At 60.6% G+C, this 15,764-nt stretch carries 14 protein-coding genes; 8 read left to right on the top strand and 6 right to left on the bottom strand.

The annotated features are described in order from the left end of the window. Positions 1 to 176 precede the first annotated feature (176 nt). From IB144_RS19625 to IB144_RS19615, 3 genes are all read left to right on the top strand, one after another. Positions 177 to 1,355: a M20 aminoacylase family protein gene (locus IB144_RS19625; protein WP_004176999.1), complete on the top strand. Its 1,179-nt coding sequence runs from the start codon at positions 177 to 179 to the stop codon at positions 1,353 to 1,355. Positions 1,356 to 1,374: 19 nt separating this feature from the next. Then, positions 1,375 to 2,151 carry an ABC transporter substrate-binding protein gene (locus tag IB144_RS19620; protein WP_002892707.1) on the top strand — a complete coding sequence of 259 codons (777 nt, stop codon included), beginning with the start codon at positions 1,375 to 1,377 and terminating at the stop codon, positions 2,149 to 2,151. 128 nt (positions 2,152 to 2,279) lie between these two features. Further along, positions 2,280 to 3,233, top strand: coding sequence for an aldo/keto reductase (locus IB144_RS19615; protein WP_023159589.1), 954 nt, complete (start codon positions 2,280 to 2,282; stop codon positions 3,231 to 3,233). A gap of 1,410 nt (positions 3,234 to 4,643) precedes the next feature. Here the strand turns inward: IB144_RS19615 and IB144_RS19610 are convergent. The 4 genes from IB144_RS19610 to IB144_RS19595 form a co-directional block, all read right to left on the bottom strand. Continuing rightward, positions 4,644 to 5,435, bottom strand: a complete 792-nt coding sequence (locus tag IB144_RS19610; RefSeq protein WP_009484102.1) for a MoaF C-terminal domain-containing protein — start codon at positions 5,433 to 5,435, stop codon at positions 4,644 to 4,646. A 25-nt stretch (positions 5,436 to 5,460) separates the two neighbouring features. Then, positions 5,461 to 6,237, bottom strand: a complete 777-nt coding sequence (locus IB144_RS19605; protein WP_062920875.1) for an SDR family oxidoreductase — start codon at positions 6,235 to 6,237, stop codon at positions 5,461 to 5,463. An 87-nt stretch (positions 6,238 to 6,324) separates the two neighbouring features. Further along, positions 6,325 to 8,058: an arylsulfatase gene (locus tag IB144_RS19600; RefSeq protein WP_004893684.1), complete on the bottom strand. Its 1,734-nt coding sequence runs from the start codon at positions 8,056 to 8,058 to the stop codon at positions 6,325 to 6,327. Between the two features lie 44 nt (positions 8,059 to 8,102). Further along, entirely contained in the window at positions 8,103 to 9,290 is a 1,188-nt protein-coding gene (locus tag IB144_RS19595; RefSeq protein ID WP_065888888.1) for an anaerobic sulfatase maturase, read from the bottom strand. Between the two features lie 425 nt (positions 9,291 to 9,715). Here IB144_RS19595 and IB144_RS19590 point away from each other — a divergent pair, with 425 nt between their 5' ends. The 5 genes from IB144_RS19590 (at position 9,716) to IB144_RS19570 (ending at position 13,570) form a co-directional block, all read left to right on the top strand. Beyond that, complete coding sequence (locus IB144_RS19590) at positions 9,716 to 10,399, top strand: LuxR family transcriptional regulator (RefSeq protein WP_002892774.1); 684 nt, start codon at positions 9,716 to 9,718, stop codon at positions 10,397 to 10,399. Between the two features lie 117 nt (positions 10,400 to 10,516). Next, positions 10,517 to 11,689, top strand: a complete 1,173-nt coding sequence (locus IB144_RS19585; protein ID WP_064163610.1) for an MFS transporter — start codon at positions 10,517 to 10,519, stop codon at positions 11,687 to 11,689. 16 nt (positions 11,690 to 11,705) lie between these two features. Then, positions 11,706 to 12,821, top strand: a complete 1,116-nt coding sequence (locus IB144_RS19580; protein ID WP_004178883.1) for a class II histone deacetylase — start codon at positions 11,706 to 11,708, stop codon at positions 12,819 to 12,821. A gap of 83 nt (positions 12,822 to 12,904) precedes the next feature. Continuing rightward, on the top strand, positions 12,905 to 13,207 hold the full coding sequence (locus IB144_RS19575; RefSeq protein WP_004178884.1) for a type II toxin-antitoxin system HigB family toxin: 303 nt from the start codon (positions 12,905 to 12,907) through the stop codon (positions 13,205 to 13,207). Then, positions 13,208 to 13,570 carry a helix-turn-helix domain-containing protein gene (locus IB144_RS19570; RefSeq protein WP_004178885.1) on the top strand — a complete coding sequence of 121 codons (363 nt, stop codon included), beginning with the start codon at positions 13,208 to 13,210 and terminating at the stop codon, positions 13,568 to 13,570. It begins immediately after the preceding gene. Between the two features lie 17 nt (positions 13,571 to 13,587). On the opposite strand, the gene IB144_RS19565 is transcribed toward IB144_RS19570, so the two are convergent. After that, positions 13,588 to 14,130 carry a DUF3156 family protein gene (locus IB144_RS19565; protein ID WP_064163611.1) on the bottom strand — a complete coding sequence of 181 codons (543 nt, stop codon included), beginning with the start codon at positions 14,128 to 14,130 and terminating at the stop codon, positions 13,588 to 13,590. Continuing rightward, positions 14,108 to 15,607 (bottom strand): APC family permease, encoded by a 1,500-nt coding sequence (locus IB144_RS19560; protein ID WP_002892820.1) that lies wholly within the window; start codon positions 15,605 to 15,607, stop codon positions 14,108 to 14,110. The genes IB144_RS19565 and IB144_RS19560 overlap by 23 nt, the downstream gene beginning before the upstream one ends. Positions 15,608 to 15,764 lie beyond the last annotated feature (157 nt).

Raw genomic sequence — 15,764 nt, 5'->3', positions numbered from 1 at the left:
AATCCTCAAAAAAATAAACTTTTATTTTTTAATTGTACTATTTTAATTATTCATTGCGCTGTGGTGAGTGGATTATTAAATAAGATGCGTCCATTCCAGGTATTAGAAATGCTGCTTGCATAAACTTTTCATCGCGATACCGTGATAAGTCCTTAATTTATTTCCCGGAGAGCGGCATGAGTGATTATGTAATTCCAGAAATTAAAGCGACGGAAGCGGAAATGATTTCTATCCGTCATTATTTACATGCCAATCCGGAATTAAGTCTTGAAGAGTTTAATACCAGCGAACTGGTCGCCAGCAAGCTGACGGAGTGGGGCTATCAGGTGACGCGCGGTCTCGGCAAGACCGGCGTGGTCGGCAGCCTGAGCAAAGGCGATTCTCCGCGCACCATCGGTTTACGCGCCGATATGGATGCCCTGCCGATCGAGGAAACCACCGGTTTACCCTGGGCCAGCACGGCGCCAGGAAAAATGCACGCCTGCGGCCATGACGGTCACACCACCATTCTGCTGGCGGCGGCGAAATATATCGCCTCGCCGGCCTGTCAGTTCAACGGCACGGTGCATCTGATTTTTCAGCCGGCGGAAGAGGCTATCGGCGGCGCGGATTTAATGATTAAAGACGGCCTGTTCGAGCAGTTCCCCTGCGAACGCATCTTTGGCTTGCACAACATGCCAGGCCTGCCTGTAGGCAAGCTGGGCTTCTACGCCGGTAACTTCATGGCCTCGGCGGACACCGTCAAAATCACGATTACCGGCTACGGCGGCCACGGCGCCCACCCCGAGCGCACCGTCGACCCGATCGTCGCCGGTGCGGCGCTGGTGATGGCCCTGCAGAGCATTGTGGCGCGCAACGTGCCGCCGGGGGAAACGGCAGTGGTCAGCGTCGGCACCTTCCAGGCCGGTATCGCCTCCAACGTCATTCCGGAGAGCGCGGTGATGGAGCTGAGCGTGCGGGCGATGAAGCCGGAAATCCGCGACCTGCTGATCAAGCGTATTCACGAGCTCGCTGACTTTACCGCTAAAAGCTATGGCGCCAGCAGCGTAGTGGAGGTTTACGACTCCTATCCGGTATTAACCAACAGTCCTGAAGAGACCGATTTCGCCCGGGCGCTGGCGCTGGAGGTGTTTGGCCGCGAAGGGGTCCTGGAGTCGGTCTCGCCGATGAACGCCAGCGAGGATTTCGCTTTTATGCTGCGTGAACGCCCTGGTAGCTACTTCCTGCTCGGCAATGGCGAGAAAGGGGAGAAGGGCGGTTGCATGGTGCACAACCCCGGCTACGACTTTAACGATGACATTATCACCATCGGCGCGACGCTGTTCGCCCGTCTGGTGGAAAAACACTGTCGCTAATCTCTGGAGAAGAACGCGAATGAAAAAATCACTGTTGCTATGGCTGGCATTAATGGCGTCGACGTCGGCGCTGGCCGAAGGGGGAAAGGAGATCCGCTTCGGCGTCGACCCGACTTTCGCGCCGTTTGAATGGAAAGATCCGCAGGGCAAGCTGGCGGGGTTTGATATCGATTTAGGCAACGCCATTTGTCAGCAGCTGCAGGCGAAATGCGTGTGGGTGGAAAGCAATTTCGACGGCATTATCCCGGCGCTGAAGGCGCGTAAATTCGACGCGATCCTTTCCGGGATGTACATGACCGAGAAGCGCAAAGCGCAGATTGCCTTTAGCGACAAGTTGTATAACGGGCCGGTGTTCCTCGTGGCGCGTAAAAATACCCTGCAAGGCAATACGCCGGAACAGCTGAAGGGCAAAACCATCGGCGTGGAGCAGGGCTCGGCGCAGGAGACGTATGTTAACCAGCACTGGCGGCCGCAGGGGATAAACATTGTGGCCTACCAGGGGGCCGATAGCGTGGTGCGTGACCTGGAGTCGGGGCGCATCGACGGCGCGGTGCTCTCCGGGATGATGGCCGACTACAGCTTCCTGCAGCAGCCGCAGGGTAAAGAATTCGCCTTTGTCGGCGGCCATCTGCAGGACGATACGCTGTTTGGCGCCGGGGCGGCGATAGGTTTGCGTAAAGACGATGAGGCGCTGCGTCAGGAAATTAACGGCGCGATTGCGAAGATTCTTGCCGACGGCACCTATAAAAAATTAGCTGGCAAATATTTTAGCTTTGATGTTTATTCCGGGACATAATGTCAGAGTGTACCTGCGGGCGTGGAGCGCCCGCCGTAAGATTCCTTTTCTGATTATCCAATCGACCTCCTCTCCTGACCCCTGTGGTTACCTGAGGGAAGCAGAATATAAGCTAAGGAGTACTCGGCATGATGACACGTCCTTTGGGCAAAACCGGATTTTCCATCGCCCCATTAGTCTTTGGCGGCAACGTCTTTGGCTGGACCATCGATGAAAAAACCAGTTTTGCTCTTCTTGATGCTTTCGTTGACCACGGTTTTGACGCTATCGATACGGCGGATGTTTATTCCCGCTGGGCGGAGGGCAACCAGGGCGGCGAATCTGAAACCATAATCGGCCGCTGGCTACAGGCGCGCCCCGGCATGCGTGATAAAGTCAAAATTTTCACCAAAGTCGGCTCCGATCTCGGCCTCCCCGGCCATAAAGGGCTCAGCAAAGCCTGGATCCAACAGGCGGTTGACGACTCTCTGCGTCGCCTGAATACCGATTATATCGACCTCTACTTCTCCCACTGGCCGGATCCGCAAACCCCGGTGGCGGAAACGCTGGAGGCCTTCCACAGCCTGCAGCAGGCCGGAAAAATCCGCGCGATGGGGGCCTCTAACCTCGATGCGATGCAGCTGGCGGGGGCGCTGGAGGTGGCGCGTAAGGGCGGCTTGCCTGCGTGGCAGGTGCTGCAGCCGGAATATAACCTCTACCACCGCTCCGCCTTTGAAGGCGCGCTGTGCGATCTCTGCGTCAGCCGCGATATCGGGGTGGTGACCTACTACAGCCTGGCCTCGGGGTTCTTAACCGGTAAGTACCGTCAGCCGTCGGATCTGGCGCAGAGCCAGCGCGGAGGCAAGATTGGTAAGTACCTGAATCCGCGCGGGATGCGAATTATCGATACCCTGGCGGCGGTCGCGGAGGAGCAGGGGGCGAAGCCGGCGGAAGTGGCCCTCGCGTGGCTGATCGGCCGCGAAGGGGTGACCGCGCCGATCGCCAGCGCCACCAGCGTGGCTCAGGTGGAGAGTTTTGCCCGCGCGGCGGCGCTGAGCCTGAGCGCGGAGCAAGTGGCGCGGCTGGACGGCGCCAGCGCCTGAGGCAATCCCTCTTCCCGGCCGGGAGAGGGGGGAAGGCTAAACATGACGCGGACCGTAGGCCGGGTAAGGCGCCAGCCGCCACCCGGCAAAATAACGGCGCAACCGGTAATGTCCCTGCTCGCGCTGCGCTTAGCAGGGCTACAGCTTCTATGTTACTTCCGGGCCGATTGCGCTCCCGGTTAATTGTCTGCGTTATGGCAGTCATGGTGCAGGGAGCGCACAGGGGGCGGCCAGTCGCCGCCGCCCCCTGTACCCCCGGGCTCCGGCCAGCAACATCGCCGCTGCGCGGTCCCTTCGACTTATCCCTGCAGGCTTCGGGTCGGGCCGAGGCAGCGTCCCTGCAAAACACGGCCCTCAGCCCGCATCCATGCGGGCTGCCCCGGCCTTCCGGGAACGTCTCAGCGATGTTGAGGCCGCAACACCGGCAGTTTCAGTCGCACTAGTGGGTAAGTTAACGGCTGGCTGCTACGGACCGTAGGCCGGGTAAGACGCCAGCCGCCACCCGACAATAAAGCGGCTCTGTGCCTGATGGCATCGCCCGGTGGCGCTGCGCTTACCGGGCCTGCGAGGTGTGAGCCTGTGAGAGGCCCCGGTAGGCCGGGTAAGGCGTAGCCGCCACCCGGCAATAAAGCGGCTCCGTGCCTGATGGTATCGCCCGGTGGCGCTGCGCTTACCGGGCCTGCGAGGTGTGAGCCTGTGAGAGGTCCCGGTAGGCCGGGTAAGGCGCCAGCCGCCACCCGGCAAAATAACGGCGCAACCGGAAATGTCCCTGCCCACGCTGCGCTTAGCAGGGCTACAGCTTCTATGTTACTTCCGGGCCGATTGCGCTCCCGGTTAATTGTCTGCGTTATGGCAGTCAAGGTGCAGGGAGCGCACAGGGGGCGGCCAGTCGCCGCCGCCCCCTGTACCCCCGGGCTCCGGCCAGCAACATCGCCGCTGCGCGGTGCCTTCGACTTATCCCTGCAGGCTTCGGGTCGGGCCGAGGCAGCGTCCGTGCAAAACACGGCCCTCAGCCCGCATCCATGCGGGCTGCCCCGGCCTTCCGGGAACGTCTCAGCGATGTTGAGGCCGCAACACCGGCAGTTTCAGTCGCACTAGTGGGTAAGTTAACGGCTGGCTGCTACGGACCGTAGGCCGGGTAAGGCGCCAGCCGCCACCCGGCAATAAAGCGGCTCTGTGCCTGATGGCATCGCCCGGTGGCGCTGCGCTTACCGGGCCTTCGGGGTGTGAGCCTGTGAGGGCCCCGGCAATAAAGCGGCTCTGTGCCTGATGGCATCGCCCGGTGGCGCTGCGCTTACCGGGCCTGCGAGGTGTGAGCCTGTGAGAGGCCCCGGTAGGCCGGGTAAGGCGCAGCCGCCACCCGGCGAAATGACGGGTGCGGTGCCTGAAAGCGTGCCCGGCGGCGCCCTACTATTCCTGATGGCGGGTGACGTTGAGGATCTTCGCGCTGGCGCCGACCGGGAAATTGCTGAGGGCGCCGAAATCGCTGCCCTGATAGCCCATGATCTTGCCGTCAGTGCGCATCTGCTGCAGATCGATGAGGATCACCCCCAGCGTGGGGATGATTTTCTCCCGCCAGACGAACAAATAGAGATCCTCAGCCACCTGCACGTAATGGCAGCGATCGACATCCGCCAGCCCCTTTTCCACGCCGTCCAGACACTGCCAGGCGTAAAAATTGTCGTTGAGATAGATGTGCTCATAGCGCTCGGTCGGGCTATAGGTGTACTGATTGCGCATGCCGACCAGCGCGGTGGTAAAGTCCGGCAGCGGCCCCGGCTGGGCATCCAGGCGGGCGAAGACGAAACGGGCCTCAACCGCGGTCAGCGGCAACCCTTGTTCTACCCGGCTGAAGGCGTCCAGCCGCGCGGCGGCTTCGTCCGGCAGCTGGCCGTATACCAGCGTGGCATTGCGCTGCGTCAGGTTGCATACCGCGCTAATGCTGGCGTTATCCCGCTCCGGGTCAAGGAAGTCGATAAACAGAATGTCCGGGCGCAGGGCGGTCGCCCGCCAGGGGGCGCGCTTGCCGTTCCAGCTTAGCGTCTGCTCATCTTCGATAACCAGCTGCTGCGGCTCGCTCCCGGCGACATAAAAGGTAAAGTTTTCGCCTGCGGGCAGGCTGGCGGTAGCCAGCAGGTTACCGTGCGGCGCAAAACCATCGGCCAGCGCGCCGACCTGGATAAATACGGCTTCTGAAGTCATAGGGGCTCCTGAACAGAGTAGGGCGTTAGGCAAACGCCAGAGTGGGAACATCGACGATACTGGCCCCGCCGTCGGCGACCAGCGTAGCGCCGCTGATGATGGCGGCCTGCGGAGAGCAGAGAAACTGACAGGCCTCGGCTATCTCCTCGGGGCTGGCGGGGCGGCGTAGCGGAACATCGCGACAGACCCGCTGATAAGCCTCAGTCAGCGACAGCCCTTCCGCCTGCATCAGCGGGTGCATCTCTTCATCCGCCATCGGCGTCGTGACCCAGCCGGGACAGATAGCGTTAGCGCGTACCCCCTGGGGGCCATAATCGCGGGCGACGGAGCGCATCAGGCCGATTAAAGCGTGTTTGGCGGTGACGTAGCCGCAGGCCTGCGGCCCGGCGGCCAGAGAGGCGATGGAGGCGACAAACAGCACATTGCCGCGGCGGGTAATCAGCGAAGGCAGACAGGCGCGAACGCTGGCGAAGGCGCTGGTGAGATTGCCGTCCAGCGCCTCGCGCCATTGGCGGTCGCTGGTCTCGGCGGCGGGGCTGTTGCCCATCCCGCCGGCGCTGCAGATGAGGACATCAATCCCGCCGGTCTGGTCGAGGATGGCCGGTAGCAGCCGCTGGCGCCACACCTCGCCGTCGGCGGCATCGCCCACCAGCGCCGTGGCGCCGGTCTCATCGGCGACAGCCTGCAGCGGCGCTTCGCGCCGGCCGGTAATAAACACCCGGTCGCCCGCGGCGCGCATCAGCCGCGCGCAGGCGGCGCCAATTCCGGTTCCGCCACCGGTTATCACCACGACTCTCGCCATCCGCACTCTCCTGTAATGGGGTTTCCGATTACCTTAAAAAGCGCGTCAGGTCCCGGCTATCGCCCGGAAGAACGATAGCCGTGGTGGTTAATGGATCTCGCTCACAGGGATCGCCTGCGGCGCAGGCACCGGCTTCATGGTGGCGGGGTCGACCGCCAGATAGCGCCCGGTTTTGCTATCGATACCGACGTAGTCGATCATTTTGCCCTGCGCTTTGGTTACCATGGTGCGCTTAGCAAATGCCTCGTAGGCCTCGCTCATGGCTTTGACCCGATCGGGATGTTCGGCCGCGACATCATGCGTCTCCAGCGGGTCGTCGTGCAGATTAAACAGCTGCCACGGCGCGTCGCCGGCGGTGAGGCCGCGCGGCACCAGCCGTCGCAGCTTCCATTCGCCATCGACCCAGGCCGCCTGATGATGCAGTTCAACCCCGTAGTTGCCGCGCGGCGGCTCCTGTACTTCGCCGGTGAGATAGCGCTTAAAGCTGACGCCGATCATCGGCAACACCGGCTTTTTCGCCAGCGACTTGTTCGGATCGATGCCGGCGAATTCATATAGCGTCGGCGCCACGTCATACACCGCCATCGTCGAGGCGTCGATTTTACCGTGGCGGGTGATCCCGGGACCGGAGATCATAAAGTCGGTATTGATGCCGCCCTGGGCGCTGGTGGTTTTGTGATAATTGGCGTAGGGGGCGTTGCTGACGTTGGCCCAGTGGGGGCCGTAGGAGACAAATGATCCTTTGCGGCCGACGTTGTCATAGCTGTTATCGAACTGCTTCCAGAATTCCGGGGTAGATTCGTAGTAGAATCCCTGCGCCGGGTTGGCGCCGTTATCGGTTAAAAAGACCAGCAGGGTATTTTTATCGCGCCCGGTTTGTTTCAGCGTCTCCATCAGGGTGCCGATTTGCGCGTCCATATTAGCGATCATCGCCGCATACACCTGCATCACTTTCGCCGTATATTTCTGCTGCTCTGGCGTTAGCGCCTCCCACTCTTTATCCAGCTCCAGATGCGGCAGCGGGGTATCGTCATGGATAATTCCCAGCGCTTTCAGGCGGGCGATGCGCTGGCGATAGACCTCGGCGTAACCCTGCTCATACTGGCCTTTGAAGCGCTTAATCCACTCGTCAGGCGCCTGCAGGGGATCATGAGGGGCGGTGAAGGCCAGCCAGGCGAAGACCGGCTGTTCCTTCGGCGTCGCTTTAATCCAGCTGTTCATCTGGCGGGCGTAGGCTTCGCTGGAGTAAAAATCATCCGGTAGGGAGACGCGCTCGCCGTCGCGGGTGTAGTAGGTGTGGAAGGCTTCAACGGTCCCCAGCGGTATTGCGTCGTTAAAGTGGCTGGTGCCGCCGCCCATAAAGGCGAAGGCGTGGTTAAAGCCGCGATCTTTCGGCGTGGCGCCGGGAACAAAACCGAGGTGCCATTTACCGGCCATCAGGGTGTTATACCCCGCGTCTTTAAAGCGCTCGGCCATGGTGGTGACGCGGTCGGTCAACCGCAGCTCGTAGCCCTCCTTGCCAATGGTGCTGTCGTACCACCACATGCCGCCCATCCCAGCCTGCTGGTTACTGTTGCCGGTGAGCAGCATTGAGCGCGCCGGGGCCGACATCGGCGAGGTGTAATACTGGCTCATGCGCATTCCCTGCTCGGCCATCGCCTGCAGGTTGGGGGTGGGGATCTCGCCGCCAAAGGGGCTGATGTCCGAGTAGCCCATATCATCGGCGATAATCACGATGACGTTTGGACGCTCCTGCTGCGCGGCGTGCGCGCCACCGGCGAGGATCATGCTGACCGCCGCGGCCATGGCTTTTTTGTTCACGACTGACTCTCCTGTTCAGAGGGGGATATCATCAGGGTAAGGCGCTACGCAGTATGCGCAGTCCCAAAAAACGCGGCCCGCCAGGCCTTCAGGCCATTAAGGTCGCGGGAAAAGGGGCGTACTGGCGCGAGGATGTCGCTAAAGAAGCGGTAGTAGCCGCCGCAGAGACGGTTGTTGCCTGCGGCGTTGAGATGCGCCGGGCAGCCGCCCTGGCAGACCATTTTTACCGAGCAAGTCTGGCATTCGCGGCGCAGACTTTTCTGCTGACCGAAAGGCAGTTGCACCGAGGCGTCAACTGCGGCGGCAAGCGTCTGCTCGTCAAGGCGGCCCAGCCGATGTTCGGCGTTGATCAGGTGGTCGCAGGCGTAGAGCTGTCCGTCGGGCTCCATCACCAGGTTGCTGCCGCAGCGGGCGCTGTGCACGCAGCTGCCGCTGGTATGAGTGAAATACTGCGCCCACGCCTGTTCGATATTGATAACGAACACCCGCCCCCTATCGCAGCGCTTCCGCCACTGTCGCCAGATGCCGACCATAAAACGCCCCCAGTTATCGGCGCTGAGCTGGTATCCTTCGCGCAGGGCCGCGCCTTCGCTCATCAGCGGCTGAAACTGCAGATAGCGCGCGCCGAGGCTGACCAGCCGGTCATAAATCGCCGCCGCGTGGGCCGCCATCTCGTTATGCACCACCACCAGCAGATTAAAGTCCACCTGATGCTGATGGAGCAGGTCAATGCCGCGCAGCGCCGCCGACCAGGTCGACCGGCGGCGTTTATCCGGACGATGGTAGTCCTGCAGCGCTTCGTTGCCTTCGAGGCTCAACCCGATAATAAAAGCATGTTCGCGGAACAGTCGGCACCATGCGTCGTTGATCAGCGTCCCGTTGGTCTGCAGGCTGTTGCTGATAGTCACGCCGTCGGGGGCATAGCGCGCCTGCAGGGCGAGCGCTTTTTTGTAGAAGCTCAGGCCGGCCAGCAGCGGCTCGCCCCCCTGCCAGACAAAGTTGATTTCCCGCGCGCCGGCGGGCTGGGCGGCAATATAGCGGCGGATAAACTGCTCCAGCCGCGCGTCATCCATCTTGTTGACCGGCGTTTCGTCCTGCGGGTAATAGCAATAGCGGCAGGCGAGATTGCAGGCGGGGCCAATCGGCTTCATCAGAATATGAAACGGCACCGGCGAGCGCGGCTCAGCGGCCAGCGGAATTTGCTGCTGGCGCAGGGCGGCGATATTCAGCATCGGCTTATCCTCGGTTAATGACCGGTGCTGTTGATATTATTTTGGCAACAGCGGGTCTGGCGTAATCACATGATTAAGCCGCGGCGAAAATTAATTGCATCCTGTTAAGGGTATAAGTGAAAAAAAACAAAAATCCATCGTTCTTTAGGATGAGAATCACGCGTCGGGAATAGGGTTTTTTTATCACCAGGGGCAGGTACGCCGGGTGTTAATCTTATTTGTTTATGTTTTAACGCCGCTATCGTAAAGCATGGCCGGGGTGTTTTTTAAATGCTTTATATAACAATGTATTGCTGAAAATTTTGTAACGGCTATCACATTGTTAATATGTTAATGATTGTGTTACTTAAATGTGAAATGTATGCTTCAATTATCAGTAGTCATCCATGTGTCATGTACCATCATCTCGACGGGGAGGCCCTATCATGTCTGCTTTGTTAAAAGCCAGCCGTAATGATGCGATAATAGCCCGTTGTTTACAGACTATTTCCCAGTTAATTCCACTAACTTCAGCGGTGTTTTATCGAGTAAATAATCGTTTAAAACCCGAAAACTATATATTGCATAATATTTCCGATAATACGCACCAACAATATCTGGAAAACTTTCAGCCGCTGGATCCGCTTCTGCCGTCGCACTTTAGCCACCAGAACACCACCGTGGCGGCGATGACGCCGCGGCTCTGCGACCGCAACCGGCATTACTATCATGAATTTATGTTGCCGAATAACGTGCGCGACATGACCGAGATCTTTATCCGCCGCGAGCGGCGGATCGTCGCCGGTATCTCGCTGATGCGCGACGTGCCTTTCTCCAGCGAAGAGCGCCAGCGGGCCCAGGCGGTGCTGCCGCTGGTAGAGCTGGCCATTCGCGACTGCCTGCAGGAAGAAGATGATCTGCCCGCCATCCTGACGGCGAAAGAGCGGGAAATCGTCGGCATGGTGCGCGAAGGCGCCAGTAATAAGCTGATTGCCCGCCAGTTGGATATCTCGCTCTCGACGGTAAAAACGCACCTGCGCAATATTTTCGCCAAGACCGAAGTGGTCAATCGTACCGAACTGGTTTCCCGAACCTGGATGCCGGCCGCTCAGCGTACGCTGCATCTGTGATCTGACTTTCGCATCCCGCGCGCGCCGTGGCAGCACGGCGTTTTCCTGATGCCTGTGGGTATCACTCCCTGGAGGATCCTCCGGGGGGAGGCTTTTTTGACCGGAGCACGCCCTACGATGTCGAGTACACTTCTCACTGATAATGCGCTTTCCCGGCCCGCCGGGCTGGTGGTGTCCCTGCGTTTGCTGGCGGCGATCGTGATTTTTGCCGCTATTGCGCCGGGTATTCTGATGACCGCGCCGGCGGTAGCGGCGCAGCTGGCCAGCGAATGGCAGCTAAAACCCGGGCAGATCGGCTGGCTGTTCTCAGCGGAGCTGGGGGCGATGAGCCTGGCGACGCTCCCGGCGTGGTGGTGGATGAGCCGCCTCGACTGGCGGCGGGTTGCCCTGACGGCCGGGGTGGTGTTTCTGGCCGCCAACCTCGCCTCGGCGGTGGTCACCCAGTACGAGACGCTGCTGGCGGCGCGCTTTATCGCCTCGCTGGCGGGCGGCACGTTGATGATTTTGTGCATCAGCTGCGCGGCCGGAACGCCGAACCCGTCGCGGGTCTACGCCTTCTGGGTGCTCGGGCAACTGCTGTTAGGGATGCTTGGCCTGCTGGCGCTGCCCGGCCTGTTCGCGACCTTTGGCCTGAAGGTGGTGTATCTGATCCTCGCCGCCATCATGCTCTGCTGTTTGCCGCTGGTATCCGCTTTCCCTCCGCGCTTTCAACCGCTTTCAGTCTCCCGCCAGCAGCCGTCGACGGCGCTGTGGCGTCAGGCGCTGGCGGTGCTGGCGGTGCTCACTTTCTATATCAGCCTTAGCGCCGTGTGGACCTTTATCGGCACCATCGGCAGCGCGGCGGGGCTGAGCCCGACGCAGGTCGGTCTGGTGCTGGCGGCGGCGACGGTTTGCGGCATTATCGGCGCCGGCGGCGCGGCCCTGCGCGGCACCCGGCGGGCCGATCGTTTACCGGTGTGGCTGGGCTACGGCCTGTTGATCGTCAGCGTTGGGCTGCTGATCGGCCAGCCGCTGCTGGTGCGTTACGCCATCGCGGCGCTGCTGTTTAAGTTCACCTGGACCTTCGTGCTGCCCTTTATTCTCGCCCGCGTGGCCGGGCTCGATAACAGCGGTCGGCTGATGAACAGCATCAATCTGGTGATCGGCGGCGGCATGGCGGCTGGCCCGGCGCTTGCGGGGGCCTTACTACAACACTTCGCCAGCGCCGACCCGCTGCTGGCGGCGGCAGGCGTCTGCGCGCTGCTGTCACTGATTTTAATTGTGGCGGCGTCCGCCGCCGGGAAGGCTTAGCCCACGGGAGGATAGAGTGAAAAGAAAAACCGGTTTCTTCTTTGATGAACGTTGTTTCTGGCACAGTACCGGTCTGCACGCGGTGACGCTGCCGGTGGGCGGGTGGGTACAGCCGCCCGCCGGCGGCGGTCATGCTGAATCGCCAGAGACCAAACGGCGGATGAAAAACCTGATGGATGTCTCCGGGCTGACGCCGCAGCTGGCGCTGCGCAGCGCGGCGCCGGCGAGCCTTGAGGACCTGCGGCGGATCCACCCCGACAGCTATCTGGAGCGCTTCAAGGCGATAAGCGATAACGGCGGCGGCATGCTCGGCAAAGAGGCGCCGCTGGGGCCGGGCAGTTATGAAATTGCTTGTCTTTCCGCCGGGCTGGCCTGTGCGGCGGTGGAAGCGGTGCTGAAGGGGGAGCTGGATAACGCCTATTCGCTGTCGCGCCCGCCCGGACACCACTGCCTGCCGGACCAGTCGATGGGATTTTGTTTCCTCGCCAATATTCCCATTGCCGTCGAGCGAGCGAAAGCGCAGCTGGGGCTGGGCAAGGTGGCGATCATTGACTGGGATGTTCACCACGGTAACGGCACCCAGCATATCTACCTGCAGCGCGACGACGTACTGACTATCTCCTTGCATCAGGACGGCTGCTTCCCGCCGGGCTACGCCGGCGAGGACGATCGCGGCGTGGGCGCGGGCGAAGGTTACAACATCAATATTCCGCTGTTGGCCGGGGCGGGGGATGACAGCTGGCGCTATGCGCTGGAAACTATCGTTATTCCGGCGCTGGCGCGTTTTGAGCCGGAGCTGATCATCATCGCCTGCGGCTATGACGCCAACGCCATGGATCCATTAGCGCGGATGCAGCTGCACAGCGATAGCTTCCGGGCGATGACCGAACAGGTCCAGCAGGCGGCGGATCGCCTGTGCGGCGGGAAACTGGTGATGGTGCACGAGGGCGGCTACGCCGAGTCCTACGTGCCGTTCTGCGGCCTGGCGGTGATGGAAGCCCTTAGCGGCATCCGCACCGAGGTCCAGGATCCGCTGCTGGAATTTATTCAACAGCAGCAGCCGCGCGCCACGTTCGCGCAGTTCCAGCGCCAGGCCATCGATCGGCTGGCGCAGCAGTTTGGCCTGCAATAGTCGCTCACGCTCACGTTGATCCCTAAAGTCCCAATATGGGACTTTTACTTTACTTAGTCCCGAAATGGGACTAGTCTCTGCCCATGAAGATAATCTCAGTGAAAACCTTAAGGGACTTCTGGGCGGAGAATCCCGACGCTGAACAACCGCTAAAGGCCTGGGTAGACGAAGCGACAAAAGCAGACTGGAAAACCCCGGCGGAGATAAAGGACCAATACCGCAGCGCAAGTATTCTGAAAAATAAGCGGGTGGTATTCAACATTAAAGGAAATGATTACCGGTTAATCGTAGCCGTTGCTTATCTGCGGGGGTGGGTGTTCGTTAAGTTTATCGGTTCGCATAAGGAATATGACGAGATAAACGCTGAGACGATAGAGAGGAAGTAAATGATGAATGTGAAGCCTATCCGCACTGAACAAGATTACGAGGCCGCGTTACGCGCGGTTGAACCTTTTTTTGATAATGAACCTGCGCCGGACACGCCGGAAGGGGATTTTTTTGAGGTGATGTGCCTGCTGATTGCTGAATATGAAAAAAAGCACTATCCCATCGAGCCGCCGACGCCGATAGAGGCGATCAAGTTTCGCATGGAGCAGCAGGGGCTGACCGTCAAAGATCTGGAGCCGGCGATTGGTAAATCGAATCGCGTGTATGAAATTCTCAATGGTACGCGCAACCTGACGCTCCCGATGATTCGCCGGCTTCACGCACAGTTCGGCATTCCTCTGGAGAGTCTGATCGGCGCGTGATGGCGCGGGCATCCGGCTCACTCATGCATCCACTGACTTACTGCCTGATTAACCATCGCCAGTACGCTGAGCAGCAGCATCCGCTGCTGCGCTTCCAGCCGCAGATAACGGCGCAGCGGCGGCATTTTACAGACCACTTCGCTGGCGGCCCAGGGTTCAATGCTGCAGCGCCAGCCGCTACTATCAAAGGTCAGCGAAAAGCGGCGGTAATCCAGCTCGCTTAAGGTCTGCTGGAGATTAGGAAAACCGTTGAGATAGCCAGCGAGTTCCGCGCTGTCTTTGCCGCCGATAAAGCGGATCGGCTGGCGTTTCCACCAGCCGGATTGATGGGCACGAATGTTACCGCGCACGGGCCGGGTCACCGGCCCCTCGACGACAAACTCGCAGCTGTGAATGCTGGCCATAAACAGCCGCTTCTGACGCACGCTGAAGGTGACGGCGGTGGCGTCGTTCAAGCGCAGCAGCGCGCTGCGTTCGCTCAGCTTTTCGCTGGGCCAGCCCGCCAGATCGCGCTGCACCGCGTTCATTAACGGCGTTTTAAACCAGGGGACGGAGGACATCTGGCGTCATCTCCCCGCGGGTCTGTTTTTCATAATTGTTGATGGCGCGCTCAACCACCTCTTCCACTACCAGCGGCTTGAACGGATTGACGCGCTGCACGCACACCGTCCAGAACAGGGCGTAAGCGGCGGTCAGGCCGAGCATTATGCCGAACGGCACCAGCACCTGGCGGCTGTCCATCCCGGGCGGCGTGATATTGACGATAGCGATGATGATCCCGACGCTGGAGATAATCTGCGGCAGCGGGAACCACGGCGAGCGGTAGGCGCGCGGCAGGTCCGGGCGGCGAATGCGCAGCATCACCACCGACAGAGTAACCAGCAGATAGGCGACGCCCCAGGCGCAGACCGCGGCGAGGATCAGCGGCACGATGCGGTCCAGATCGCCGTTCAGATACCAGGCGTGCAGGCAGGGGATCGCCACCCCGATGGCAATGGCGATCACCGGCGTCTTAAAGCGCGGATGCAGCCAGGTCAGGAAACGGGGCAGCGCGCCGTCCAGCGCCATGCCGTAGATAATACGCGGCACGGCGGCCATCAGCGTATTGATGGTGGCGCAGCCGGCCAACAGTAGCCCGACCCCCAGCCAGTACTGGCCGGCGTGGCCCATCACCCGTTCGGCGAAGGCCGGGATCGCCATCGGTGTATCCAGCAGATGGACGTTGTTGGCCGCGTCGAGCACGGTATTCTCCACCTGGCGGTTGATCGCCGCGCCGTAGATAAACATGCAGCTGGCGACCCCCAGCAGGCCCAGCGCCATCGCCCGCGGTATGGTGCGGTGGGCCTGTTTGATCTCCGGCGCCATCGGCGTCACCAGTTCGCAACCGACGAACATAAACATCGCCATGCCGATATAGCCGAACAGGCCGTTGATATCGCTAACGTTCAGCGGCGTGCCGAACCAGCCGGAAAGATGAGTCACCGGCGCCATAAAAATGCCGCACAGGCCGAAAATGGTCAGCGTGGTCCACATGCCGAAGGTCAGCACCACTTCGACCTTGCCGAAGATTTCCACGCCGATGGCGTTGAGCAAGCCGAAAATCACCACCATGCCGACGCCCACCATCCAGGTGTTCTGGTGAGCGGCCATCTGGGCGTTAATCGACTCGAAGTTCACCAGCGCCATAATGCCCGCCAGGATCGTCTCCGCCGTCCCGGCGAAGATATGGACGATCAGATAGGCGCACAGCGCGCCGGTGATAGCGAAGAAGCGGCCCATGCCGCAGGAGATATAGTCGTACACCGAACCGGTGGTGGGAATGAGCGTCGCCGCCTCGGCAAAGGTGGTGACCTGCGCCTGCATCATAATAAAGGCCAGCAGCACCGCCAGCGCGAAGGTATCGCCGCCCATGCCGAAGCCGCTGGTGACCGTCAGGATCACCGGGCTGGCCATGATCAGCCCGACGGAGCTGGCGAGGGTGGTCGGGAAGCCGACGACGCCGCGCTCAAGATGGCTGGCGAGTCTGTTACTAAACATAGTCAACCTCTGCACAATAATGGGGTAGGGCAGGGAATAGCCAGCGCCACTCCCGGATAGTCATAATTTAGGCGGGCATCCTGCTCAACGAATATCGTCCGGAAGGTGGAGGGCGGCGCATGATTCTGTGACGCAGTCGATGAATGTCGCGGCGGAT

This window comes from Klebsiella sp. K4 (assembly GCF_014596785.2).
Lineage (GTDB): Bacteria > Pseudomonadota > Gammaproteobacteria > Enterobacterales > Enterobacteriaceae > Klebsiella > Klebsiella pneumoniae.
Note: the sequence above shows the minus strand (reverse complement) of the source record. Positions and strands in the feature narration are given on the sequence as shown.

Bases quoted from the DNA above. Each gene is read 5' to 3' on its own strand.
- IB144_RS19625 (WP_004176999.1), top strand. From the start codon at position 177: ATGAGTGATTATGTAATTCCAGAAATTAAAGCGACGGAAGCGGAAATG.
- IB144_RS19620 (WP_002892707.1), top strand. From the start codon at position 1,375: ATGAAAAAATCACTGTTGCTATGGCTGGCATTAATGGCGTCGACGTCG.
- IB144_RS19615 (WP_023159589.1), top strand. From the start codon at position 2,280: ATGATGACACGTCCTTTGGGCAAAACCGGATTTTCCATCGCCCCATTA.
- IB144_RS19610 (WP_009484102.1), bottom strand. From the start codon at position 5,435: ATGACTTCAGAAGCCGTATTTATCCAGGTCGGCGCGCTGGCCGATGGT.
- IB144_RS19605 (WP_062920875.1), bottom strand. From the start codon at position 6,237: ATGGCGAGAGTCGTGGTGATAACCGGTGGCGGAACCGGAATTGGCGCC.
- IB144_RS19595 (WP_065888888.1), bottom strand. From the start codon at position 9,290: ATGCTGAATATCGCCGCCCTGCGCCAGCAGCAAATTCCGCTGGCCGCT.
- IB144_RS19590 (WP_002892774.1), top strand. From the start codon at position 9,716: ATGTCTGCTTTGTTAAAAGCCAGCCGTAATGATGCGATAATAGCCCGT.
- IB144_RS19585 (WP_064163610.1), top strand. From the start codon at position 10,517: ATGTCGAGTACACTTCTCACTGATAATGCGCTTTCCCGGCCCGCCGGG.
- IB144_RS19575 (WP_004178884.1), top strand. From the start codon at position 12,905: ATGAAGATAATCTCAGTGAAAACCTTAAGGGACTTCTGGGCGGAGAAT.
- IB144_RS19570 (WP_004178885.1), top strand. From the start codon at position 13,208: ATGATGAATGTGAAGCCTATCCGCACTGAACAAGATTACGAGGCCGCG.
- IB144_RS19565 (WP_064163611.1), bottom strand. From the start codon at position 14,130: ATGTCCTCCGTCCCCTGGTTTAAAACGCCGTTAATGAACGCGGTGCAG.
- IB144_RS19560 (WP_002892820.1), bottom strand. From the start codon at position 15,607: ATGTTTAGTAACAGACTCGCCAGCCATCTTGAGCGCGGCGTCGTCGGC.